We start from the raw sequence: 22,594 nt of genomic DNA on the forward strand, positions 1-22,594 counted from the left end.
GCATCGCGCTGCAGGGCGCGCTTGACCGCCCACATCGCCGAGTACAGGTTCTCCGCACGCTGCAGGTCTTCAAGGCGGTGGACGTCCAGGGGCAGACGGATGACCGCCAGCTCGGTGTCCTCGCCACGCTTCCAGCGCTCGCCCTTGTTCTTGCCCCGCAAGCGGCGACCAGGCGCGGCATCGGAGGCGGGCGCGGCATCGAGCAGGCTCGTGCTCATGGACGTTCCCACCTCCTTGTGGACCCGCCGACGTACGGAGACCCGTCCGGGCATGCGCCGCCTCAGCAATCACATCAAAGCTACCTGCCACCACTGACAACGCCCCCTGCAGCCGGTCAGCTTGACTCCGCACGCCCTCGGTTACGGGCCTGCGTCTGACCCACTGCACCGCTGCCGACCTGCGGGCCTGGACCGGACTGACCGGACCCCAGATGCACCGGCTCGTGCAGCAGCTGCGGGAACAGAAACCCGACACCGGTCGGCCCTGGGCGCGTTCACCGACCGCGTGCTACTCCTCGTCCTCGCCTACCGGACCAACCTGACCATGCAGCAACTCGGCACCCCGTTCGCCATCTCCGACTCCGCCGTCCACCCAGTCGTCGACCGTCTCACCGAACCCCTCGCCGAGCTTCTCGGTCCGCCGCCCACCGACCACTGGGAACTGTGGGTCATCGACGGGACTTTGATCCCTGTCCACGACAAGAAGAAGACCGCGAAGTCGAAGAACTACCGGCGCAGCGTCAACGTGCAGGTCGTCTGCCGGGCCGGCGAGCGAAGGGTCGTCGCGGTCGGGGACGCATGGCCGGGAAACCGCAACGACATCGTCGTCTTCCGAGAAACCCTCGGGAAAACCCTGCCCGACCACCCCCGACTCTCCGGCGACGGCGGGTCTCGCGGATCCGACCGCATCCGCACACCCCGACGTGGCCCCGACGGCCGCATCATCAAAGACCGCAACTACCGCCGGTTCCGCTGGCGCCGCGCTGTCGCCGAACACACCATCGCCCGCCTCAAAGACCACCAGATCCTCCGCCAATACAGACGCAAAGGCGACGGCATCAACCATGCCATCGCAGGAGTCGCAGCACTCCACAACCTGAAGCTGGAAAGCCGGTAACCGGGGGGTTACCCCGGCAAGGAGACACGGCCCGCTCCGCATTACGGGATAACTCTTAGGTCCGTCGACAGGTTCCGGCCTTCGGGAAGTTGATGGGCAGGTTCCGGCCTTCGGTAGTCGGCAGAGGCCAGCCCTATCCAGCCCTATGGAGTCGGGCTCTTCGTGGGCAAACCTGGGCGAACCGTGCTTCGGGCAGCCGAAGCCTCCCGCAAGTGGGTCACCTTCCCCCGGCACTTCAGCGCCAGGTGCTGCGGGAAAGTCCGGGCACGGCCCATCAGCTACGCCGACGGGTGTTGAGCCGGGCGGCCTGCCGTGTCAGGTGGTCGCGCTCGGCGAGGTTGGGTGCCTTTTGGGCCGCATCGATGTACAGCCGTGCTGCCGTCTCCAGGTCGCCGTCGCGCTCGTGGAGGTACGCGGCCACCGCGGCGTGGCGAGGCAGCGAGTCGTTCAGCGCCGCGAGCGCCGCCAGCCCGGCGCGCGGTCCGTCGGCCTCGCCGACGGCGACGGCGCGGTTGAGCCGGACGACGGGGCTGTCGGTCAGGCGTGTGAGCTCGTCGTACCACTCGACGATCTGCACCCAGTCGGTCTCCTCGGCGGTGGGCGCGTCGGCGTGGAGTGCAGCGATGGCGGCCTGGGCCTGGAACTCGCCTAGCCGGTCGCGGGCCAGGGCCGTCTGCAGGATCTCGACGCCCTCGGCGATCGACTGGGTGTCCCAGCGGCGGCGGTCCTGCTCGGCGAGCGGTACCAGGCTGCCGTCGGGTGCGGTCCGTGAGGCCCGCCGGGCGTGGTGGAGCAGCATGAGGGCGAGCAGCCCCGCCACCTCGGGGTGGTCGATCGCGGCCGCGAGCTGCCGGGTGAGCCGGATGGCCTCGGCGGCGAGGTCGACGTCACCGGAGTAGCCCTCGTTGAAGACCAAGTAGAGGACGCGCAGCACGGTGGCGACGTCGCCGGGCTGGTCGAACCGCACGCCGGAGACGGTGCGCTTGGCCCGGCTGATGCGCTGCGCCATGGTCGCCTCGGGCACCAGGTAGGCCTGGGCGATCTGGCGGGTGGTCAGGCCGCCGACAGCGCGCAGCGTGAGCGCGACCGCGGACGACGGCGTCAGCGACGGGTGGGCGCACAGGAAGTAGAGCTGGAGCGTGTCGTCCACCGCGGGCGCGGGCCCGGGCGCCGGCTCCTCGTCGAGGAGGTCCTCACGCCGGCGGCGGGCGGCGTCCGCCCGGGTCGCGTCGAGGAACCGGCGCCAGGCCACGGTGACCAGCCAGCCCTTCGGGTCCCGCGGCGGGTCGGCCGGCCACACGCGGAACGCCTCGATCAGCGCGTCCTGCACGGCGTCCTCGGCCGCCGCGAAGTCGGCTCCGCGGCGGACGAGGATTCCGAGCACGCTCGGGGTGAGGCTCCGGAGCAGGGCCTCGTTCATCGGTGAGGTCACTCCGTGATGGTGGGCGGCGCGGCCATGAAGGGGCGTACCTCGAGCCACTCGTGGATCGGCTTCCCGCCTGCCCCGGGGGCGGCCGACAGTTCCCCGGCCAGCTCGACGGCGCGGTCATAGCTGTCGACGTCGATGATCATCCAGCCGGCGATGAGGTCCTTGGTCTCGGCGAACGGGCCGTCGGTGACCGGGGGACGGCCCTCGCCGTCGTACCGGACCCAGGCCCCCTCGGGGGCGAGTCCCTGACCGTCGACGAACTCGCCGGTCTTCTCGAGCCGGGCCGCGAAGTCGTGCATGTACTGCACGTGCGCCGAGATCTCCTCCGGCGTCCACTGGTCCATGCACACGTCGTTCACCGGAGCTGGGGCGCCGCGGTAGTGCTTGAGCAGCAAGTACTTGGCCATGGGGTTTCTCCTCGGTACTGGTGCGACCCATTGTGGTCACGTTCACCGCTGGGACGGAGCCGGTCACGGGTTCTCGACATCGCCGTCAGATTTTTTTGAGTCGACCCAGGCTGATCTACGAAGAGGCGGGAATCAGGACGACCTTTCCGGCGACCGTGCCGGACTCGGCCAGCCGCATGGCCTCGGCGACGTCGGTGAGCGGGAGCTGGGCGGCGATCCGGGCGGTGACCTCACCGCGCTGAAGGGCACTGAACACCGCGGTGAGGTCGTCGCGCAGCCGCGCCCGGAAGCGGTCCTTGCTGAAGGCGCGGCCCGCCCAGACGTTGAAGAAATACGCGTGGCGGCCGTTGGGCAGCGCGTTCCACCACCACACCCGGCCGAGGATCTTCAGTACCGGCCACTGCTTCGACCCCGTGTCGTCCCTGGTCGCGGCGCTGCCGTAGGAGACAAGCGTGCCGCCGGGGGCGAGCAGCCGCCACGAGTCGATCACGCTTCGGCCCCCGACGTGGTCGAAGACCGCGTCCACTCCGCCCGGAGCGAGCGCGCGGACCCGGGCGGGAACGTCCTCGGTGCGGTAGTCGACGGGAATCACTCCCATCTCCCTCAGCGCGTCGTGGTGGCGTGCGGACGCGGTACCGATCACCGTCAGGCCGGCCGCCTGGGCGAGCTGTACGAGGGCGGTGCCGACGCCGCCGTTGGCGCCATGGACCAGGATCGTCCCGCCGGTGCGGACGCGGGCCTTGCGGTGCAGCATCTGCCACGCCGTGATGCCGTTGACCACCAGGGTCTCCGCCTCCGCCGCGCCGACACCGACGGGCACCTCCACCGCGTCGGCCGCGTCCAGGACCACATGGCTGGCCCAGCCCCCGACCTTGACCAGCGCCGCCACCCGCTTCCCGACGAGTCCCGGCGCCACGCCCGTACCGGCCGCGAGCACCGTCCCCACGAGGTCGTACCCGGGCACGAACGGGAAGGGCGGCTGGTCGTAGTACCGGCCGCGGCGCATCTGCTGCTCGGCGAAGGAGACCCCGGCGGCCTCCACCTGGACCACGATCTGGCCGGCACCCGGGTCCGGAACGGCCCGGCGCCGGAACTGAAGCCCCTCGGGCTCGACCGTTCCCGGCAGGACGACCTCGACGAGTTCCTTGCTTCCCATGACGACCTCCGCTTGGTGACTTCGTGTGACTCGGTGGGTGAGCCGGCTTGCCTGCTTATCGGCTCTCGCTTGCGTTAGAAGCTATAACGAAAATGACGCACTATCGCGCCGGTGTCAAGCGCTCGCGCGATGCGCTGTTAGTGGCTCTTACGAAGGTGATACCTTGGAACAACCCGGTCGTAGAGGAGCGTTGAGGTGATGGCGGCAGGCGCGGCAAGTCCCCGTGAGCGGTACCGCAGTCAGGTACGCGAGGAGATCAAGGAGCGGGCGTGGCAGCAGATCGCCACCGCGGGAGCGTCCGGGCTCTCCCTCAATGCGATCGCCAAGGAGATGGGCATGAGCGGCCCGGCGCTCTACCGGTACTTCGCCGGCCGGGACGAGCTGATCACCGAACTGATCCGTGACGCCTACCGCGGTCTGGCCGACACGATCCGCGCCGCCGCCGATTCGGGCTCCGGCTTGACCGGCCTCGCGCACGCGATGCGTGGCTGGGCGCTCGAGGACCCTCAGCGGTACTTCCTGATCTACGGCACGCCCGTCCCCGGTTACCACGCGCCCGACGACATCACCTCGATCGCCCGCGAGATCATGGCGGCCCTGCTCGAGGTGTGCGCGGCGACATGGACCCGGACCTCGGCCGCCGACCCGTTCGATGCCCATCTCGCCGACCACCGGCAGTGGGCCGAGGGCCATCCGGCGCCTCCCGCGGTCCTCCACCGGGCGCTGTCCTTCTGGACCCGTCTGCACGGGGTGCTGTCACTGGAGCTCGCCGGCCACTTCACCGGCATGGGGTTCGATCCCGCCCTGCTGTTCGCCGCCGAGGCCGACGACCTGGCCGCCGAGCACTGAGAACGGCGACGGACGTACTCCCAGGGGAGTACGCGTGATCACCTCGCCGGGCCGACGCCGCTTCCGGCCGGGGACGTCTAGCGTGAACCCCATGGAGGAGCAACGCGCAGACGTCCCGTGGCGGTGGCACGGACCGCCGTGGTGGAGCAATGCGTCCCGCTCCTCTCATCTGCCCTGGCGGTCCACGCTGTTGTTCACCGTCTTCGTGGTCTTCGGCACGCACGTGGCGTCCGTCAACCAGAAGAGCGACCGCGCTCACCTCGACGCCTTCGCCTACATCCTTCTGCTCGTGGCTTCGGGGGCGCTGCTGTGGCGGCAGCGGTATCCGGTGCCGGTGGCGTTCGTGACCGCCGCGGCCGCCACGGTCTACATGGGTGCCGGCTACCCGTACGGTCCGGTCTTCCTGACCGTCGCCGTCGGCTGTTTCAGCGCGCTGGTCGCCGGGCGCCGCAAGGCCGCGTGGGCGGCCGTCGGGATGTTCTGGGCCGGGCATGTCCTGGTGTCGCACTGGTTGTATCGATGGCTGCCACCGGCCGGGGATTCGGCGACTTCCTGGGGAGGGGAGCTGGTCATCGCCGCCTGGGTGGCGGCGATCGTCGCCGTGGCGGAACTGGTGCGGGTGCGGCGCGAACAGTGGGCGCGTGAGCGGGCCGAACGGGCGCAGGCCGCGCGCCGGCGCGCGGACGAGGAGCGGCTGCGGATCGCCCGCGAACTCCATGACGTGCTCGCCCACAGCATCTCCGTGATCAATGTCCAAGCGGGTGTGGGCCTCGCACTCCTCGACTCGGACCCGGAGCAGGCGCGTACGGCGCTCACCACGATCAAGGCCGCCAGTAAGGAGGCGCTCGGAGAGGTACGGCAGGTGCTCGACACCCTGCGCACGCCCGGCGACGCGCCGCGCACCCCGGCGCCCGGGCTCGACCGGCTGCCGGAACTCGTCGAGCAGGCCGCGAGCGCCGGTCTCACGGTCACAGTCGAAGGCGGCGCGCCGAAGCTCGCGCCGGCAACGGACCTCGCCGCCTTCCGCATCGTGCAGGAAGCGCTCACCAACGTCGTACGGCACTCGAGGTCGCGGCAGGCGCGCGTGCGCGTCGACAATGCCGAGGGGGCGCTGCGCCTTCGTATCGACGACGACGGGCCGGCGAGCGGCGCCGACGCGGGCGGCAGCGGCAACGGCCTGGCGGGGATGCGCGAGCGTGCCACCGCCCTCGGCGGCACCATCGAGGCCGGCCCGCGCGCCGACGGTGGCTTCAGTGTGCTCGCGGTCCTGCCGCTGAAGGCGTCGTCCCAAGAGTTCATCGAGCGCAAGGAGGACGTGTGATCCGGGTACTGCTCGCCGACGATCAGTCGCTCGTCCGGGCGGGGTTCAAGGCGCTGCTCGACGCCCAGCCGGACATCGAGGTGGCAGGGGAGGCCGCCGACGGCGAGCAGGCGTTGCGCCTGGTGCGCGAACTGCGGCCCGACGTGGTGCTGATGGACATCCGGATGCCCCTGCTCGACGGGCTGGCCGCGGCCCGCCACATCGGTGAGGACCGGGAACTCGAGGGCGTGAAGGTGGTCATGCTCACCACCTTCGAACTGGACGAATATGTCTTCGAGGCGATCCGCGCGGGTGCTTCCGGCTTTCTCGTCAAGGACACCGAGCCGGAGGAACTCCTGCGCGCGGTACGGGTGGTGGTCCAGGGCGACGCCCTGCTCTCGCCCAGTGTGACCCGGCGGCTCATCTCGGAGTTCGCGGCGCGTTCCAAGGAGCCCTCGGCCCCCGCCTCGCTCGCCGAACTCACCGAGCGGGAACGCGAGGTGATGGCCCTGGTCGGCATCGGCCTGTCCAACGACGAGATCGCCCGCCGCCTGGTGGTGAGCCCGCTTACGGCCAAGACCCACGTCAGTCGCACCATGGTGAAGCTGGGCGCCCGCGACCGGGCCCAACTCGTCGTCCTGGCCTATGAGTCGGGGCTGGTACGGCCGGGCTGGCTGGGCTGAGTCCCGGCACGGCGCCCGAAGCGGAACAGTACGGCGACGACACGTGCGACGAAGAGCAGGGCGGCCACCGCCACCCCGGCGGCGACGAACGCAATCCGCGTGCCCCCCGAGAGGCCGAAGGCGAACGCCGGCCCCGCCACGGCCCCCAACGCCAGCGCCGCCGCGACGGTCGCGCTCAACAAGGCGTATCCGATCTCGACGGTGATCGCGTCGCGTTCGGCCTGACTGCGCCGGGCGCGGGCACGGAGTGAACGTCTCCACGGCTTCGCCATGCGCCGAGTCAAACAGGCGTGCGCCCGGCCGGGCAAGGAAGCCCGCCGGGCGCACGCGTGGAGGCGTCCCCCTCAGTCGCGGACCGCGACCGGCTCCGCGTCCGCCTCCTGAGGAAGGGACCTCGCGACCACGAGGGACCTCTGGACCCGGCGCGTGCGCAGTCCGGTGAGCGTGAGCAGGAGCCCCACCAGCGCGATACCGGTGACCACGACCAGGCCGGGCCGGTAGCTGTCCAGGACCGCCTGCGGTGAGGCCTGCGCGGGCGCGTGTGCGGTCACCACCGCCGTCACCACCGCCAGGAAGATCGCGCCGCCCACCTGGACCGAGGTGTTGAGCAGACCGGAGACCATGCCCTGCTCGTGGTCCTCGACGCCGTTGGTTGCCTGGATGTTGAGCGAGGGGAAGACCAGGGCGCAGGCCGCGCCGATCAGCAGCATGCTCGGCAGAATGGCCGCGGCGTAGGAGGGGTTCAGGCTGACGCGCAGGAACAGCCCGTATCCGACGGCCATCAGCGTGAAGCCCACCGCGATCAGCCGGGCGGTGCCGAAGCGGTCCACGATCGCGCCCACCTTCGTCGAGGACACGGCCACCAGCGCGCCGGCCGGCAGGAAGGCGAGTGCCGTGTGCAGTGCGGACCAGCCGAGCAGCGACTGCATATAGAGCGTGGCCAGGAACTGGAAGCCGACGTAGGAGCCGAAGAACGCCATCGCCCCGAGCTGGGCACGGATCTGGTTGCCGGAGCGGAGCACTCCGAGGCGGATCAGCGGACCGGCCGAGCGCCGCTCGACACGGACGAAGACGGCGAGGAGCACGGCCACGGCGAGGAAGGACAGCAGCGTCCGGGCGGACGCCCAGCCGGCCTGCGGCGCCTGGACGACGGTGAAGACGAGCAGCAGCATCGAAGCCGTGCCGAGGACGGCGCCGGGGATGTCGTAGCCGTTGTGGTCCTTCTCCCGTTCGCTGCGCGGCAGCAGCTTCAGGCCCGCGAGCAGGGCGATGAGGGCGATCGGCGCCGGCAGCAGCATGGTGAGGCGCCAACTGGCCTCGGTCAGCAGACCGGACAGCACCAGGCCCATCGAGAAGCCGGTGGCCGCGCAGGTGGTGTAGATCGACAGGGCGCGGTTGCGCAGCGGGCCCTCGGCGAACGTCGTGGTGATGATGGACAGTCCGGCGGGGGCGGTGAACGCGGCACTCAGACCCTTGATGAACCGGCTGGCGATCAGCAGCGGACCGGAGTCCACGAGTCCGCCGAGCACTGAGGCGAGCGCGAAGATTCCCAGCGCCACCAGGAAGACCTGACGGCGGCCGAGCAGGTCCGCGGTGCGTCCGCCGAGGAGCAGCAGCCCGCCGTATCCCAGGATGTAGCCGCTGACGACCCATTGCAGGGTTGACGTCGTCAGGTGGAGGTCGGAGCCGATGGACGGCAGCGCGACGCCGACCATGGAGACGTCGAGAGCGTCCAGGAACATCGCGGCGCAGAGCACCAGCAAGGTGCCCCACAGCCGAGGAGTCCAGCGTTCGGACAAGGGGGTGGTGAGCGGAGAGGTCATACACCAGAGACTACATGCACCTGCATTCAATGCAAGCGCATTTAATTCGGATGCATCAATCGCGGATCTTTGCTACGGTGCGGCCATGGCGGCTGTTGAAAGGGCCGAGCGGGCGCTCGTGGACCAGTGGCGCGACATCCTGGGGCTGCACGCGCGCATCCAGTGCGAGCTCGACCGCGCCCTGCATCCCCATGGTCTGTGCGCCAGTGACTTCGAGGTGCTCGACCTCCTCTCCGAGGCGGAGGCGCAGGGCTCGTGTTCCTGTCGCGTGCAGGAGATCTCCGAGCGGGTCCATCTGAGTCAGAGCGCGCTGTCGCGGCTCATCGCCCGCCTGGAGAAGGACGGCCTCGTCGACCGGGCGATGTGCGCGGAGGACCGGCGGGGTGTGCGTGTGGCGCTCACGGCGAAGGGACGCACGCTGCACAGCGAGATGTTGCCGGTACAGCGCGCGGTGCTTGGGAGAATGCTGGAGGGCTGACACCTCGGCCGCGACCCGAGTCATGCCGCCGACTACGGCCCAACTCCGAGTGATTTGGCTCGACTTCGGCTGGCCCGTGCCCAATTCAGATGGTCCAGGCCCGACTCGGGGTGGCCGCGGCCCACCTCCGGATGGCCCCGGCCCAACCCCGGATGGCTTCGGCTCAGCTCCAGGTGACGGCGGACTTCTCGCGCCACAGTGCCGCGACCGCGGCGTCACCCGTGACTTCCGGGAACGGCGCCCGGTTCCACAGCGACAGATACAGCCGCGCCGCCGGTCCGCTCACTTCGCAGTCCGCCTTCCCGGCGGCGCCCCGCTCGGTGACGGGCGCCTCGGTGGACAGCCGTACCGTCCATACGGCGTCGTCGGCATCCGTGGCCCGCAGCCGTAGGACGCGCGGCTCCTCGCTGCGCACCCGGCTCCGGTTGCGGGCGTGGAAGCCGCCCAGCAACTCGTCGATGCCGTCGAGGGCGACGTCCTGGTCGATGCCGGTGGGCGTGCCGCCACGCGCTGACTCCGCGTCGATCCGGTGCACGGTCGTCTCGTGCGCCTGCCGGCGGGCCCAGAAGGCGAGCGGCGAGGGCGCGGGCAGGAAGTGCCAGCACCGCACATCGGGCGCTGCCGAGGAAAGGCTGTCGACCAGGTGCTGGTGCCCCTCCCGGAACCACCCCACCAGCTCGGCACCGTCGAGGTCAGGCAGCCCGCCGTCGGGGTGGTACGCGGTGTGCCCGTCGACGACGAAGGCCGCGGCCCAGCGGTGCACCATGCCCGTGTGCCGCAGCAGGTCCCGTACCTGCCAGTCCGGACAGCACGGCACGTCGGCCTCGACGCCCGCCTCCTCGGCCGCGGCGGCCAGCAGTCGGCCCTCTCGGTCCAGGACCTTAACGAACTCGGCAGTCTCCATGAGGCGAGTGTGCCGGATGCGGTGCGGCCTACGGGAGAGCGGGGACCGCATCCGGCGGGAGCCGGGCGATGTTTCGGGTCGACCGCCCTGGCGTCCGGTTCGGAGCCACACCGCAATCCGCGGCAGGTGGAAGACGCAGCGGATGGTCTCTCCCTGTGGTGTCACCGGGGGCCTGAGGGTGCGTGGCGCGCTCCGTAGCCGATGGCCGATGCGACCGCTGCCAGGACCGCCACACTGGTGAGTGCCACGGGCAGCGAGTACCACTCCGCCATGAACCCGATCGCGGGCGGGCCGAGCAGCATGCCGCCGTAGCCGAGCGTCGAGGCGACCGCCACCCCGCTGGGCCCCGCGAGCGCGCCGGCGCGTTCCACCGCGACCGGGAAGAGGTTGGCGAGGCCGAGCCCCGTGATCGCGAAGCCGAGCAGGGCCCCCCACACGGAGGGCGCGAGCGATCCGAGCAGCATCCCGGCCGCGGCCGTGGCGCCGCCCGCCACCACCGTACGGACCCGCCCGAGGCGTTCCAGCAGTCTGGTCCCGCCGGCCCGGGCCACCGTCATGGCGAGCGCGAAGCACGAGTAGCCGGCCGCCGCCACACCCGGGTGGGCGTGGAGATCCTGCGCCAGATGCAGCGCACCCCAGTCGGCCATGGCGCCCTCGCCGTACGCGGTGCAGAGCGCGATCAGGCCGAAGACGGTGACCAGGCCGCGGGTGCGTATGTCGGGGTGGTGCGACGTGCGTTCGGGCCGGGCGCGCTCGGGGGGCACCGGAGGCTCCTCCCGAAGGAGCGTGCGCCCGGCGACCGCGGTCACCAGTAGACCGATCACGGTGAGGCCGAACAGGTGCACGGTGGGGGACAGGGATCCCGCGACGAGGCCGCCGAGCCCGGCGCCCACCATGCCGCCCAGGCTGAACGCCGCGTGGAAGCCCGGCATGATCGGCCGGCGGAGCGCCGCGACCAGATCGACGGCGGCGCTGTTGAAGGCCACATTGATGCCGCCGTATGCCGCTCCGAAGACCAGCAGTACGAGCCCCAGCGTGAGCACCGAGTGCGTCAAAGGGGGCAGGGACACGCTCAGTGACAGCAGGACGGCGCAGACCACGGTCACCGGATGGCTGCCGAAACGCCGGCAGAGCCGTCCGGTGAGCGTCATGGTGATCACCGCGCCGGCGGAGACCCCGAGCAGTGCGAGCCCGAGGGCGCCGGCCGAGGCGCCCGTCTGCTCCTTGACCGCCGGAATGCGAACGACCCAGCCCGCGAAGATGAAGCCGTCCAGGGCGAAGAAGGCGGTGAGGGCGATGCGCAGACGGGTGAGGTCACTGCCCGGCACGGCGCTGTGCGGGGTGAGTTTGTTTAGTAGCGGCACAAAATCAGGTTAGGTGGCCGTCCCGAGTGGTGCAAGGGAGGTGACAGGGCGCAGGTGCGGGCACCCGGAATCCCGGATCCCAGATGACCCGTCCCGCCGGTCATGTGGTCGGCGCATGCCAGTGGTCGCGGCGCATGCCAGGGACGCACGGGTGCCGGACGCGACGCGTTCCCTCAGCCCAGCGCCCGGTCCAGATTGAACGCCGCGCTGATCAGCGACAGATGTGTGAACGCCTGTGGGAAGTTGCCCTGCTGTTCGCCGGACTGGCTGATCTCCTCGGCGTACAGACCCAGATGGTTGGCGTAGGTGAGCATCTTCTCGAAGGCCAGCCGTGCCTCGTCCAGGCGCCCGGCCCGTACCAGCGCCTCGACGTACCAGAACGAGCAGATGGAGAACGTGCCCTCGCCGCCCCGCAGCCCGTCCGGACTCGCCTGCGGGTCGTAGCGGTAGACCAGCGAGTCGGACACCAGGTCCTGGGTGAGGGCGTCGAGCGTGGACAGCCACTTGGGATCGGTGGGCGCGATGAACTTGGCCAGCGGCATCATGAGCAGCGCCGCGTCGAGCACGTCGTCGTCCTCGTGCTGGACGAAGGCCGAGCGTGCCTCGGACCAGCCTCGTTGCATGATCCGCCGGTAGATCGTGTCACGGCACTGCCGCCACCGCGGCAGGTCGGCAGGCAGCCCCCGGTGGGTGGCGATCCGGATGGCGCGCTCGATCGCCACCCAGCACATCAGCCGCGAGTACAGGAACCTCTTGCGGCCGCCGCGGGTCTCCCAGATTCCCTCGTCGGGCTGTTCCCAGTGGGCGCAGACCCAGTCGACCAGCTTGCAGACGTCGTCCCACTGGTCGCTGGAGATGGGTTGCGCCCACTTGTCGTACAGATAGATCGAGTCAATGAGCGCGCCGTAGATGTCCAGCTGGAGCTGGTCGGCGGCGGCGTTGCCGATCCGTACCGGCGCGGATCCCTGGTGACCTTCCAGGTTGTCCAGTTCATGCTCGGGCAGGTCGGTGCGGCCGTCGATGCCGTACATGATCTGCAGCGGGCCCGACGGACCGCCGTCACCCGGAATGATGTGCCGGGTCACGAAATTCATGAAGGCCTCCGCCTCGCCCGGGAAGCCCAGGCGCAGCAGGGCATAGACGCAGAAGGCCGCATCGCGTACCCATACGTACCGATAGTCCCAGTTGCGCTCGCCGCCGAGCGTCTCCGGCAGGCTGGTGGTGGGCGCGGCCACGATCGCGCCGGTCGGGGCGTAGGTGAGGAGCTTCAGCGTGAGAGCGGAGCGGTGCACCATCTCCCGCCACCGGCCGCGGTAGCGGGACGCGGACAACCAGCGCCGCCAGTACTCCACCGTGGTGGCGAACTGCCGCTCCGCCTCGGCCCGCGCACACATGCGCGGTGCCAGATCAGCGGCGACCTGGTCGAGCGCGAACACCGCCGACTCGCCCTCGGACAGCTTGAAGTCCGCCCATACGTCGACGTCGTCGCCCTCGAGGGGGATGGTGGAGGTCAACGCCAGCGACAGATCGGCCGACTCGAAGACGGCCACGTCGCCGAGCAACTGGACGGTGTGCGGCTGCCTGCCGTAGTCGAACCGCGGAGCCACCCGGACCCGGAAGGGCAGGGACCCGCGCACACACAGGACCCGGCGGATCAGCCGGTGCCGCTCGCACTCGACACAGTTCTCGCCGACGGGCATGAAGTCCTGTACCTCGCCGACGCCGTCCTCCGTGAAGAACCGTGTGATCAGGACGTTGGTGTCGGGGAAGTAGAACTGCTTGGTCCGCGCGGGTACGGTCGCGGCCAGCTCGAAGCATCCGCCCCGATCGGCGTCCAGGATCGCCCCGAAGACACTGGGGCGGTCGAAGGCCGGGCAGCAGTACCAGTCGATGGTGCCGTTGGTCCCCACCAGGGCCACCGTGCGCAGATCACCGATCAGCCCGTGGTCCGCGATCGGCAGGTAGCGGGAGCCCCCGGGTACGTACTGTTCGAAAGTCGTCTCGGCCATTTCAGCCTCCTGTGCGCCCGCTCAGCCTCCTGTGAGCGCCCGGCGCGGGCACCGCACGTACAGCTTAGGCGCAGGGGAAGAGGGGGGCACGGGAAGCGAGGCGCGCGTGGGACGGCCTGCCACGGTGCGTACGGTGCGGCCGTCGCCGTGCGTCGTGACGCTGATCCTCTGTCCTGGCCATGGACGCCGGCTCGATCGGTACGGATCGCCGTGGGCCGAGATCGGCGGGCTCCGGGAGGAGATGGTCGCGGCTGGAGCACCGGGGGCGGGCGGATACCGGGGACGGCGCTTACCGGGGACGGCGGACACGTCCGGCCGGAGGCGGGGCGCGTCCAGCGCGCCGCCGCGTGCCGTACGGGCCGGCCCGGTCGCCGGACCGGCTACTTCTTGACGGCCTTCAGGACCACGAACTTCGCGTCGCTCGCGACCAGTTCGCTGTTGCCGAAGAGACGGCGCAGCTTCACGTGGTAGCCCAGATGGCGGTTGCCGATCACCCAGAGCTCGCCGCCCGGGCGCAGGGCGCGCCGCGCTCCGGTGAACATGCGCCAGGCCGTGGCGTCCGTCGTCGCCTGGTGGGAGTGGAACGGCGGGTTGTTCAGGACCAGGTCGACGCTCGCGGCCGGCACTCCGGCCAGGCTGTCGCCGACGCGGAACTCCGCCGGCCCCTCGGTGTTGTCCCGGTATGTCTCCTCCGCCGAGGCCACCGCCTGGTAGGACTCGTCGACGAACACCAGCTCGGCCTCCGGGTTGGCCAGCGCGGCGGCCAGCCCCACGACCCCGTTGCCGCAGCCCAGGTCCACGATCCGCTCGGCGCCCCGGCTGCGCGGCAGATGGCGCAGGAAGAAACGGGTTCCGATGTCGAGGCGGTCGGCGCAGAAGACCCCCGCGTGGTTGGTGACTGTGCGGCCGGACAACAGGCCGATGTCCCCGGGGAGTTCATAGCGGTACGGCCATGGGTCGGCCCCCCGGCCGAGTGCCGGGTCGGGGGTGCAGAAGACGAGCCGGGCCTTCTGCTCGGCGAGGGAAGTGCGCGTGGGGCCGATGATCCGCTCGAACAGCTGCAGCGTCGAGGTGTGAATCTCCTTGACCATCCCGGTGCCGACGACCACGGACTTCTCGTGCAGCGCGGGCGCCAGCCGGTGCAGCTGGTCCTCCAGGAGCGCGAGGCTCTTGGGCACCCGGACGAGGAGCACGTCGATCCGGGCGGGCGGTGTGTCGCGCGTGGTGAGCAACCGTACCGCGTCGGCGTCGACGCCGTTGCGTGACAGATTCTTCCGGGTCGCCTCGTGGGCCAGGAACGAGTCGGTGATCTGTGTCGGGCGATGCGCCGCGAGCGCCGTGGTGAGGGCTCCCCACCGGTCTCCGAGGACCACGACCGTGCCGCCCAGCGGGGTGCCGCTCGCCGCGAGGTGCCGCAGCAGATACGCGTCCGATGCGTCCCAGGCACGCAGCCGGTCGCGGGGATCCTCGGGGAAGCGGGTCAGCGCGTACTCGCCCCAGGGCGTGGTCAAACGGTCGTTCATCGTGCGTCCAGGCTAGCCGAGCAGCTCGTGGCTCCCGGTCGTCGGCCGATGTGCGGGGGTAGCCAGGCTCGCGCTGTGGTCCTGGTCGCCGCCCGCCGGACTCCCCGCACGAGCCGTCGGCTCGCCGCGGCTCGGCCCGTAGGGGACCCTGTCGACCCGGTCTCCGTCCGCGCTTGATGCGTGATGATGGGGCCATGGACGCCGAGCTGTTCCCGCGAAGCCGGAGCGAGGTCGTGCCCGGCGCGGTCCATGTGCCCGACTGGCTGGACGCGGATCGCAGCCTCCGGCTCCTCGCGGCCTGTAGGGAGTGGGCCCGGCCGCCCGCGGGACTGCGGACCGTGCACACCCCCGGCGGCGGCACGATGACCTCGCGCCAGGTCTGCCTCGGCTGGCACTGGTACCCGTACGGCTATGCCCGCACGGCGGTCGACGGCGACGGCGCCCCCGTGAAGCCTCTGCCGGACTGGCTGGCCGACCTCGGCCGTGAGGCGGTGACCGCCGCCCTCGGCCCGCGGGAGGCACCGTCCGAGCCGTACGACATCGCGCTGATCAACTTCTACGGTGCCGGAGCCCGCATGGGCATGCACCGCGACAGCGACGAGAAGTCCGACGCTCCCGTCGTCTCGCTGAGCCTCGGCGACACCTGTGTCTTCCGCTTCGGCAACACCGAGACCCGCACGCGCCCTTACACGGACGTGGAGCTGCGCAGCGGGGACCTGTTCGTCTTCGGCGGCCCGGCACGGCTCGCCTACCACGGGGTGCCGCGGGTGCAGCCGGGGACGGCGCCGCCCTGGCTGGGGTTGACGGGGCGGCTGAACATCACGCTGCGGGTCGGCGGCTGGCGGACCGGCCCCGAGCGGATCATGGGAGACTCCCCTTCATGACTGGCAAGGCGGCCCCCCGGACGTCAGGGGAAGGGAACACACGGACGCGGCTGGACCGGGGGCGCGGGGCGCTCGGCCCCGCGCTGGAGCTGGTGCACACCGGACGTGCGCCGACGCGTGCCGTGCTCACCTCCGAGCTGGGTGTCACCCGGGCGACCGCCGGAGCGGTGGCCGCGGAGCTGGAGGCGCTGGGGCTGATCAGAGTGGACGCGCACCCGGGTGCCGCCGCGGGTGCGCAGGGCCGGCCCTCGCACCGGCTGGAGGTTGCCGAGGACGGCCCTGTCGCGCTCGCCGCCCAGGTGCACGCGGACGGCTTCCGGGCCGCGCTCGTCGGGCTCGGCGGCCGGATCGTCGCCACCGCGCCCGGCTGCGAGACCGTGGACGCCGATCCGGCGAAGGTGCTGCGCTCGGTGGTCGAGGCGGGCGCCGGTCTGCTGCACGAGACGGGACGACGCTGTGTGGGCGCCGGGCTCGCCGTGCCCTCCGCGGTCGCGGAACCCGAGGGTCTCGCGCTCAACCCCCTCCACCTGGCCTGGCCGGTGGGTGCACCGGTGCGGAAGATCTTCGCCGAGTGCGTGCGCGCCGCGGGCATCACCGGATCCGCCTTCGCCGCGAACGACGTCAATCTCGCCGCGCTCGCCGAGCACCGGCACGGCGCGGGCCGCGGCTCCCGGGATCTGCTCTGCGTGGCCACCGGGCACCGAGGCGTCGGCGGTGCGCTGGTGCTCGACGGTCGGCTGCACACCGGCAGTTCGGGGCTCGCGCTCGAGGTGGGGCACCTCACCGTCAACCCCGAGGGACGGCCCTGCCACTGCGGCAGCCGCGGCTGCCTCGACGTGGAAGCGGATCCGCTGGCGTTCCTGCAGGAGACCGGTCGCGACGCCGGCCCGGAGGTCTCGCAGCTCCAGCAGGCCGACGACCTCATCCGCACCGGCTACCCTGCCGACCCGGCCGTGCGTACCGCCGTCGAGGTACTGATCGACCGGCTGGGCCTCGGTCTTGCCGGACTGGTCAACATCCTCAACCCGGACCGCATCATCCTCGGCGGGCTCCACCGCACGCTCGTGGAGGCCGACCCCGAGCGGCTCCGCGCGGTGGTCGCCGACCGCAGTCTGTGGGGCCGCAGCAGCGGCGGAGTCCCCATCCTCCCCTGCACGCTGGACCACAACAGCCTGGTGGGCGCGGCGGAGCTGGCCTGGCAGCCGGTACTGGACGATCCGCTGGCGGCGCTGGCCTGACCGCGGCCGCCGACGTCCGGGGCGAGCATCACCGCGAGTGGCCGTCCGCACAGTCGCCGGTGTGATGATCTCCGCCGTCCCGCGGGCGATCCCGGCGGCCGTGTACTTCCCCGGGAGACAGCGCATGACCCTGCGCCACCGGTCGAGGAAGGACGTCAGGAGGCGGCTCTCGGGCACGGAAACAGAAGGCGGGGCCTGCCGACCTCGTACGGCGGCCGGTGGCTCTGCCCGCCGCTCCCGGCGAAGTGCTCGGTGAGGACGGCCCGTTGCCGTCCACGTCGAGGCCGGGAGGGGGAGCAGGGACCGAGCGCTCGGGTACTCCCCAGGCGGTATGCGCGCTGCCGCCGGCCGTACGACGACCCGGACCCCCTTTCTGCCCGAGTCTCGAGTCATCACCGTAGAACCCACCGAGGAGATGACCCGAGATGCAGACCCTGGCCCACTGGGACGGCGGCCCCGGCCCCGGCCCCTGGATCCTGTTCTTCCCTTTGATCTGGGCGGCCGTCGTGCTCGGCGTCGTGACCGTCCTGCGCCGCACCGTCTGGCACCGCCGCGGCGCACCCTGGCGCGGCCTGGACGGTCGTACGGCGGGCGACTCCCCGATCGCCGTGCTCGGCCGCCGCTTCGCCTCCGGGGAGATCGACGAGGACGAGTACTGGCGCCGGCTCTCCGTCCTGGACGAGCAGTTCGGCCGCACGGGCAAGGGCGGTGCCGTATGACCTCCCGCCCGACGCCCGCCGCCAGTCCGGACGAGGCTTCCCCTGGGCTCCATGTCTCGGGGGACCCCCAGCGCGCCGCCTCCACGACCACGGCCCCTCGTATGGCCGCCCGGGTCGTCGACGCCGTCAAGGTGTACGGCGCCGGCGACACCGCCGTGCGGGCCCTGGACGGGGTCAGCATCGGCTTCCCGGCCGGCCGCTTCACCGCGATCATGGGCCCTTCCGGCTCCGGCAAGTCCACGCTGATGCACTGCGCGGTCGGCCTCGACATGCTCACCTCGGGCTCCGCCTTCATCGGCGACACCGATCTGAGCCGGCTCGACGACCGCCGCCTCACCCTTCTGCGCCGCGACCGCATCGGCTTCGTCTTCCAGGCCTTCAACCTGGTGCCGACACTGACCGTCGCGGAGAACGTCACCCTGCCCGTCGACCTGGCCGGCCGCCGGGGCGACCAGGAGTGGATCGACGCCCTCATCGACGTCGTGGGACTGCGGGACCGGCTGCACCACCGGCCCGCCGAGCTCTCCGGAGGCCAGCAGCAACGCGTCGCCGTGGCCCGGGCGTTCGCCGGCCGGCCCGATGTCGTCTTCGCCGACGAACCCACCGGCAACCTCGACTCCCGTTCCGGCGAGGAGGTGCTGGGCCTGCTCGGCAGGGCGGTGCGCGGGATGGACCGCACCGTGGTCATGGTCACCCACGACCCGGTCGCCGCCTCCCATGCCGACGAGGTCGTCTTCCTCGCCGACGGGCGCCTGGTGGACCGCATGGAGTCACCGACGCCCGAGAAGGTCCTCGACCGTATGAAGGCCTTCGAGGTGAGGTCGTGAACGCGTCCGTGCGCCTCGGCGCCTCCTCGCTGCGCGCCCACAAGAGGCGCTTCGCGGGTACGTTCGCCGCGGTGTTCCTCGGCGTCGCCTTCCTCGCGGGCACGCTGGTGATGGGCGACACGCTGCGCGCGAGCTTCAGCACGATGTTCGGAGACGCCACCGCGGGGACCGACGCCGTCGTGCGCAGCGCCGACACCATCACCACGCCCGGTGAGAGCCAGGGCGTACGACAGCCCGTCGACACCTCGCTGCTCCGCACCGTCGAGAAGGTTCCCGGCGTGGCCGCGGCGGCAGCGGGCATCCAGGGCCGGGGCCAGCTCGTCGGCGCCGACGGCAAGCCCATCGGCGGCCAGGGCCCGCCCACCCTCGCGGGCAACTGGATCACGGACGCGCAGCTCAACCCCTATCGACTCGCCGAGGGCAGGGCCCCGGCGAAGAGCGGCGAAGTCATCGTCAACCGAGGGGCGGCCAAGAAGGGGCACCTGCGGATCGGCGACACCACGACCCTGCGGACGCCCGATCCCGTGCAGGTCAGGATCGTCGGCCTCGCGACCTTCGGCGGCCAGGACGGCATGGCGCAGGTGACCTTCACCGGACTGACCGAGGCAGACGCCGAGAAGTACCTCACCGCGAGGCCCGGTCAGGCCGCGAGCATCCAGGTGCGTGCCCGACCCGGGGTGAGCCAGACGGAGCTCGTGGCCCGACTGACGCGTGCGCTGCCCAAGGGAGTCGAGGCCATCACCGGCCAGGAGTCGGCCCAGGAGAACACGGACATGATCTCCAGTCAGTTCCTGACCCTCTTCACCACCTTCCTCCTGGTGTTCTCCGGTGTCGCACTGCTCGTGGCGACCTTCTCCATCCACAACACGTTCGCGATCGTCGTCGCCCAGCGCACCCGGGAGAACGCCCTCCTGCGGGCCCTCGGCGCGGCTCGCCGCCAGGTCACCGTCGCCACTCTGCTCGAGGCGAGCGCCGTCGCCGTCGTCGCGTCGGCCGCTGGGCTGGCGGGCGGCCTCGGCATCGCGGCGGGGCTCCAGGCCCTCTTCCCGGCCATCGGGTTCCCCTTCCCCGACGGCGATCTGGTGATCAGCGGCCTGTCCCCGGTGCTACCGCTGGTGGTCGGTGCCGTGGTGTGCCTCGGCTCCGCCCTGCTGCCCGCCGTACGGGCCGGGCGCACCGCGCCGCTGGCCGCGCTGCGCGAAAGCGCCGTCGACCGGTCCGGCGCCTCGCGCACCCGTGCGATCGTGGGCGGCGCACTCATGGCGGTGGCCGTCGTGAGCACCCTGACCGCGGTAGTGGTGAAGTCCTCGCTGTGGCTGGCGGGACTGGGCGCCGTGCTCGCCCTGGCCGCCTTCGTGGTCCTCGGACCGGTCGCCTCCCGTGCGGCCGTGCAGATCCTCGGCGCCCCGCTCGACCGGCTGCGTGGCGTCACCGGCGGCTTGGCCCGCCGCAACGCCCTGCGCAGCCCGCGGCGGACCGCGGCCACCGCGAGTGCGCTGATGATCGGCGTCGCCGTCGTCTCCCTGTTCACCGTGTTCGGCGCGTCCCTGAAGGCCACCATGGATCAGACCGTGTCCCGGTCCTTTGCCGGAGATGTCGCTGTCAGCACCCCGTCGTTCGGTGCGGGCGGCAGCGGGCTGAGCCCGGGGCTGGCCTCCGCGATCGCTCGTCAGCCCGGCGTCGAGGACGCCGTGGGCCTCGGCCGCGGAGTGGCGAAGGTGGACGGCAGCGGACGGGCGCTGACCGTCACCGACCCCGTCGCCCTCGGCAGGGTCTTCGATCTCGCACCCGTACACGGCTCTCTCGACCACCTCGGCGGCGACGGCATCGCGATCAGCGAGCAGCAGGCCGACAAGCAGCACCTGGCCCTGGGCACCACGGCGCGGCTCACCTTCACCGACGGCACCACGCGCCCGTTCACGGTCCGCGCGGTCTACGGCCGCTCCGAACTCGCCGGCGACTACGTGATCACCCGCGCCGCTTGGGCTCCGCACCGCACCCAGGACTCCGACACGCTCGTTGCCGTGTCCTTCAAGCCTGGTGTCGCCACGGCCGAGGGGAAGGCCGCGGTGCAGAAGGTCGCCGCCCGGTACGGCAATCCCTCCGTGCAGACCCGGGACGAGTTCGCGCAGTCGTCGGCCGGTGGCATCGACATGATGCTCACCCTGGTCTACGCACTCCTCGCGCTGGCCGTGCTCATCGCCCTGCTGGGCATCGCCAACACCCTGACCCTGGCGGTCCACGAGCGGATCCGTGAGCTCGGCCTCCTCAGAGCGGTCGGCCAGACCCGGTCCCAACTGCGGGCCATGGTCCGCTGGGAGTCGGTCCTCGTGGCCGCCTTCGGCACGGCGGGCGGCCTTGTCCTGGGCGCCTTCCTCGGCTGGGTGCTGGTGAAGTCGTCCGACGGAGCCTCCGCCACCGCGTTCGCCTTCGCTCTGCCGCCCGCACAATTCCTCGTGGTGGCGCTGGTGGGCCTCGCGGCCGGTGCGCTCGCCGGGCTGCGCCCCGCCCGGCGGGCCGCCCGCCTGGACGTCCTGCGCGCCATCGCCACGGAATGATCCGCGCGAGGCCCGCGTCGGAAACGCACCGAAGGAGGGCTCACCGCCCGGTCAGCCTGCAACGGCGGACCGGGCGGGAGTGTGTGGTGTGCCGTGCTCGTCGACCGCGAGCGTGTGGGCCGACGCGTCGAGCGCCTTCTCGTACGGGGCCAGGCCGTGCACCGGCCGGGGCGGTGCCGAGGACGGCGCGGGAAGCGTGAACCACACGACCTTGCCCACGTCGCCGTCCGGGCGCGCTCCCCAGCTGTCGGACACCGCCGCGACCATCGCGAGACCCCGTCCGCTGGTGGCGGAGACACCCGCGTCGCACAGCTCCGGCAGGCGCGGATCGTGGTCGTGCACCGAGACGGTGAGGCGGTCGAGCAGGAGCTCCATCTCCACGGTGCAGGTCTTGTCGGGCTGGGCATGGAGGTGGACGTTGGTCAACAACTCCGTCACACCCAGTGCGGCCCGGTCTATCAAGGGATCCAGATGCCAGTAGCGCAACTGCGCCGATACGATTCTGCGGACCTGACCGATCCGCCACGGCAGGGCTTGGAGCTCCACCGTGCAGTGCCTGCTTGGCTGGCTGATCACGGCTGCGACTCCCCGAATTGAGGTCCGGAAGAAGACGGAGATCGGATCCAGCAGGAGGGCCGGTCGTACCGCCGCCTGCTGTGCGGCTGAGTACTCCGGCCGCCTGGTGCGGTACGGCTTCGTACGGGGGCCGCCCGCGTCGTGACCGGCGGGCTGGTTCTTCAGCGTGATCGCCGGTAAACCCAGAGTGATGTGAGACCAGCGTGACTCAGGGGGTGCCTTCCTGCAACTCGCGCCGCGTTCAGCCGTCGCGACCTGCCGCCCTGCGGACCGCGTCGACGAACCGGCGTGCCGACGGGAGCCCCGGCTGCCCGGGCGCGGGGTCGTGGTCGCCGAGGATCAGTGAATAGCGGGTGCCGTTGACATCGGCCGACGCCCGGTCATGCGGCGCGAACCAGGGCCTGGAGGCCCGTACCGCCTGCACCGGCGCACTGTCGATCTCGCTGCCGTAGCTGGTGAGCAGCCGCAGTCTGCCGTCGCTGATCCGGACCTGCCCGGCCCGGGTGAGTGACCGTAGCCCCTTCCCGATGCGCACGCCCATGGCCGTGAACTCCGGCTCCGCCATGATGTCCCGCCCCTTCGCTGCGTTCGGCTGTGCCCGGTCCGGATCGCCCGTGGTCGCGATCCGGTGTGGCCCTGATCGAGTTCGGTCGTGATCCAGTGGCTGTGTCATCCAGGTTGCCGCGCCTCAGGGGTCGGCGTCCGCGCGGTGCCCGACCGCGGCGATCGGCGTCCCCGCGGTGCAGTCTGC

General features: G+C 71.4%; 22 protein-coding genes. 10 read left to right on the forward strand and 12 right to left on the reverse strand.

Annotated features, from left to right (window positions below):
• On the reverse strand, positions 1–218 hold a 218-nt coding region (locus tag ACWDA7_RS16140; RefSeq protein WP_450604825.1), incomplete at its 3' end, for a hypothetical protein.
• 286 nt (positions 219–504) lie between these two features.
• Here ACWDA7_RS16140 and ACWDA7_RS16145 point away from each other — a divergent pair.
• Positions 505–1,116 (forward strand): transposase, encoded by a 612-nt coding sequence (locus tag ACWDA7_RS16145; RefSeq protein WP_450604826.1) that lies wholly within the window; start codon positions 505–507, stop codon positions 1,114–1,116.
• Between the two features lie 274 nt (positions 1,117–1,390).
• On the opposite strand, the gene ACWDA7_RS16150 is transcribed toward ACWDA7_RS16145, so the two are convergent.
• The 3 genes from ACWDA7_RS16150 to ACWDA7_RS16160 all read right to left on the reverse strand — a co-directional run bounded on the left by ACWDA7_RS16150 (position 1,391) and on the right by ACWDA7_RS16160 (position 4,108).
• On the reverse strand, positions 1,391–2,536 hold the full coding sequence (locus ACWDA7_RS16150; RefSeq protein WP_450604914.1) for an RNA polymerase sigma factor: 1,146 nt from the start codon (positions 2,534–2,536) through the stop codon (positions 1,391–1,393).
• An 8-nt stretch (positions 2,537–2,544) separates the two neighbouring features.
• Positions 2,545–2,952, reverse strand: a complete 408-nt coding sequence (locus tag ACWDA7_RS16155; protein ID WP_450604827.1) for a YciI family protein — start codon at positions 2,950–2,952, stop codon at positions 2,545–2,547.
• Positions 2,953–3,067: 115 nt separating this feature from the next.
• Entirely contained in the window at positions 3,068–4,108 is a 1,041-nt protein-coding gene (locus tag ACWDA7_RS16160; protein ID WP_450604829.1) for a medium chain dehydrogenase/reductase family protein, read from the reverse strand.
• A 198-nt stretch (positions 4,109–4,306) separates the two neighbouring features.
• Here ACWDA7_RS16160 and ACWDA7_RS16165 point away from each other — a divergent pair, with 198 nt between their 5' ends.
• The 3 genes from ACWDA7_RS16165 to ACWDA7_RS16175 all read left to right on the forward strand — a co-directional run bounded on the left by ACWDA7_RS16165 (position 4,307) and on the right by ACWDA7_RS16175 (position 6,940).
• The gene (locus ACWDA7_RS16165) at positions 4,307–4,957 is read left to right on the forward strand and encodes a TetR/AcrR family transcriptional regulator (protein ID WP_450604830.1); all 651 of its coding nucleotides are present in this window, start codon (positions 4,307–4,309) and stop codon (positions 4,955–4,957) included.
• A 91-nt stretch (positions 4,958–5,048) separates the two neighbouring features.
• A complete protein-coding gene (locus ACWDA7_RS16170) occupies positions 5,049–6,278 on the forward strand; it encodes a sensor histidine kinase (RefSeq protein ID WP_450604832.1) in 1,230 nt (409 codons plus the stop codon).
• Positions 6,275–6,940: a response regulator gene (locus ACWDA7_RS16175; protein WP_450604834.1), complete on the forward strand. Its 666-nt coding sequence runs from the start codon at positions 6,275–6,277 to the stop codon at positions 6,938–6,940. The genes ACWDA7_RS16170 and ACWDA7_RS16175 overlap by 4 nt, the downstream gene beginning before the upstream one ends.
• Here ACWDA7_RS16175 and ACWDA7_RS16180 read toward each other — a convergent pair.
• Entirely contained in the window at positions 6,901–7,212 is a 312-nt protein-coding gene (locus ACWDA7_RS16180) for a DUF6332 family protein (protein WP_432935505.1), read from the reverse strand. The genes ACWDA7_RS16175 and ACWDA7_RS16180 overlap by 40 nt on opposite strands.
• A gap of 72 nt (positions 7,213–7,284) precedes the next feature.
• Positions 7,285–8,763, reverse strand: coding sequence for an MFS transporter (locus tag ACWDA7_RS16185; protein ID WP_450604835.1), 1,479 nt, complete (start codon positions 8,761–8,763; stop codon positions 7,285–7,287).
• 85 nt (positions 8,764–8,848) lie between these two features.
• On the opposite strand from ACWDA7_RS16185, the gene ACWDA7_RS16190 reads away from it, so the two are divergent.
• Positions 8,849–9,241: a MarR family winged helix-turn-helix transcriptional regulator gene (locus ACWDA7_RS16190; RefSeq protein ID WP_450604837.1), complete on the forward strand. Its 393-nt coding sequence runs from the start codon at positions 8,849–8,851 to the stop codon at positions 9,239–9,241.
• A gap of 163 nt (positions 9,242–9,404) precedes the next feature.
• On the opposite strand, the gene ACWDA7_RS16195 is transcribed toward ACWDA7_RS16190, so the two are convergent.
• The 4 genes from ACWDA7_RS16195 to ACWDA7_RS16210 form a co-directional block, all read right to left on the reverse strand.
• Positions 9,405–10,145: a maleylpyruvate isomerase family mycothiol-dependent enzyme gene (locus tag ACWDA7_RS16195; protein WP_450604839.1), complete on the reverse strand. Its 741-nt coding sequence runs from the start codon at positions 10,143–10,145 to the stop codon at positions 9,405–9,407.
• Between the two features lie 161 nt (positions 10,146–10,306).
• Positions 10,307–11,473 (reverse strand): MFS transporter, encoded by a 1,167-nt coding sequence (locus ACWDA7_RS16200; RefSeq protein ID WP_450604915.1) that lies wholly within the window; start codon positions 11,471–11,473, stop codon positions 10,307–10,309.
• Positions 11,474–11,682: 209 nt separating this feature from the next.
• A complete protein-coding gene (locus tag ACWDA7_RS16205; protein WP_450604840.1) occupies positions 11,683–13,518 on the reverse strand; it encodes a glycoside hydrolase family 15 protein in 1,836 nt (611 codons plus the stop codon).
• 380 nt (positions 13,519–13,898) lie between these two features.
• A complete protein-coding gene (locus ACWDA7_RS16210) occupies positions 13,899–15,041 on the reverse strand; it encodes a methyltransferase (RefSeq protein ID WP_450604841.1) in 1,143 nt (380 codons plus the stop codon).
• 194 nt (positions 15,042–15,235) lie between these two features.
• Between ACWDA7_RS16210 and ACWDA7_RS16215 the strand changes: the two genes are divergently transcribed.
• The 5 genes from ACWDA7_RS16215 to ACWDA7_RS16235 all read left to right on the forward strand — a co-directional run bounded on the left by ACWDA7_RS16215 (position 15,236) and on the right by ACWDA7_RS16235 (position 21,267).
• Positions 15,236–15,925, forward strand: a complete 690-nt coding sequence (locus ACWDA7_RS16215; protein WP_450604843.1) for an alpha-ketoglutarate-dependent dioxygenase AlkB family protein — start codon at positions 15,236–15,238, stop codon at positions 15,923–15,925.
• On the forward strand, positions 15,922–17,163 hold the full coding sequence (locus tag ACWDA7_RS16220; RefSeq protein WP_450604844.1) for an ROK family protein: 1,242 nt from the start codon (positions 15,922–15,924) through the stop codon (positions 17,161–17,163). The genes ACWDA7_RS16215 and ACWDA7_RS16220 overlap by 4 nt, the downstream gene beginning before the upstream one ends.
• A gap of 425 nt (positions 17,164–17,588) precedes the next feature.
• On the forward strand, positions 17,589–17,882 hold the full coding sequence (locus ACWDA7_RS16225; RefSeq protein WP_450604845.1) for an SHOCT domain-containing protein: 294 nt from the start codon (positions 17,589–17,591) through the stop codon (positions 17,880–17,882).
• Between the two features lie 101 nt (positions 17,883–17,983).
• On the forward strand, positions 17,984–18,709 hold the full coding sequence (locus tag ACWDA7_RS16230) for an ABC transporter ATP-binding protein (RefSeq protein ID WP_450604916.1): 726 nt from the start codon (positions 17,984–17,986) through the stop codon (positions 18,707–18,709).
• A complete protein-coding gene (locus tag ACWDA7_RS16235) occupies positions 18,706–21,267 on the forward strand; it encodes an ABC transporter permease (RefSeq protein ID WP_450604846.1) in 2,562 nt (853 codons plus the stop codon). Before ACWDA7_RS16230 ends, ACWDA7_RS16235 begins: the two co-directional genes overlap by 4 nt.
• Before the next feature lie 51 nt (positions 21,268–21,318).
• Here ACWDA7_RS16235 and ACWDA7_RS16240 read toward each other — a convergent pair whose 3' ends face one another.
• Positions 21,319–21,843, reverse strand: a complete 525-nt coding sequence (locus ACWDA7_RS16240) for an ATP-binding protein (protein ID WP_359396510.1) — start codon at positions 21,841–21,843, stop codon at positions 21,319–21,321.
• Positions 21,844–22,084: 241 nt separating this feature from the next.
• Entirely contained in the window at positions 22,085–22,408 is a 324-nt protein-coding gene (locus tag ACWDA7_RS16245) for a hypothetical protein (RefSeq protein ID WP_450604848.1), read from the reverse strand.
• Positions 22,409–22,594: the final 186 nt, after the last annotated feature.

It is taken from the genome of Streptomyces sp. NPDC001156, from assembly GCF_053598275.1.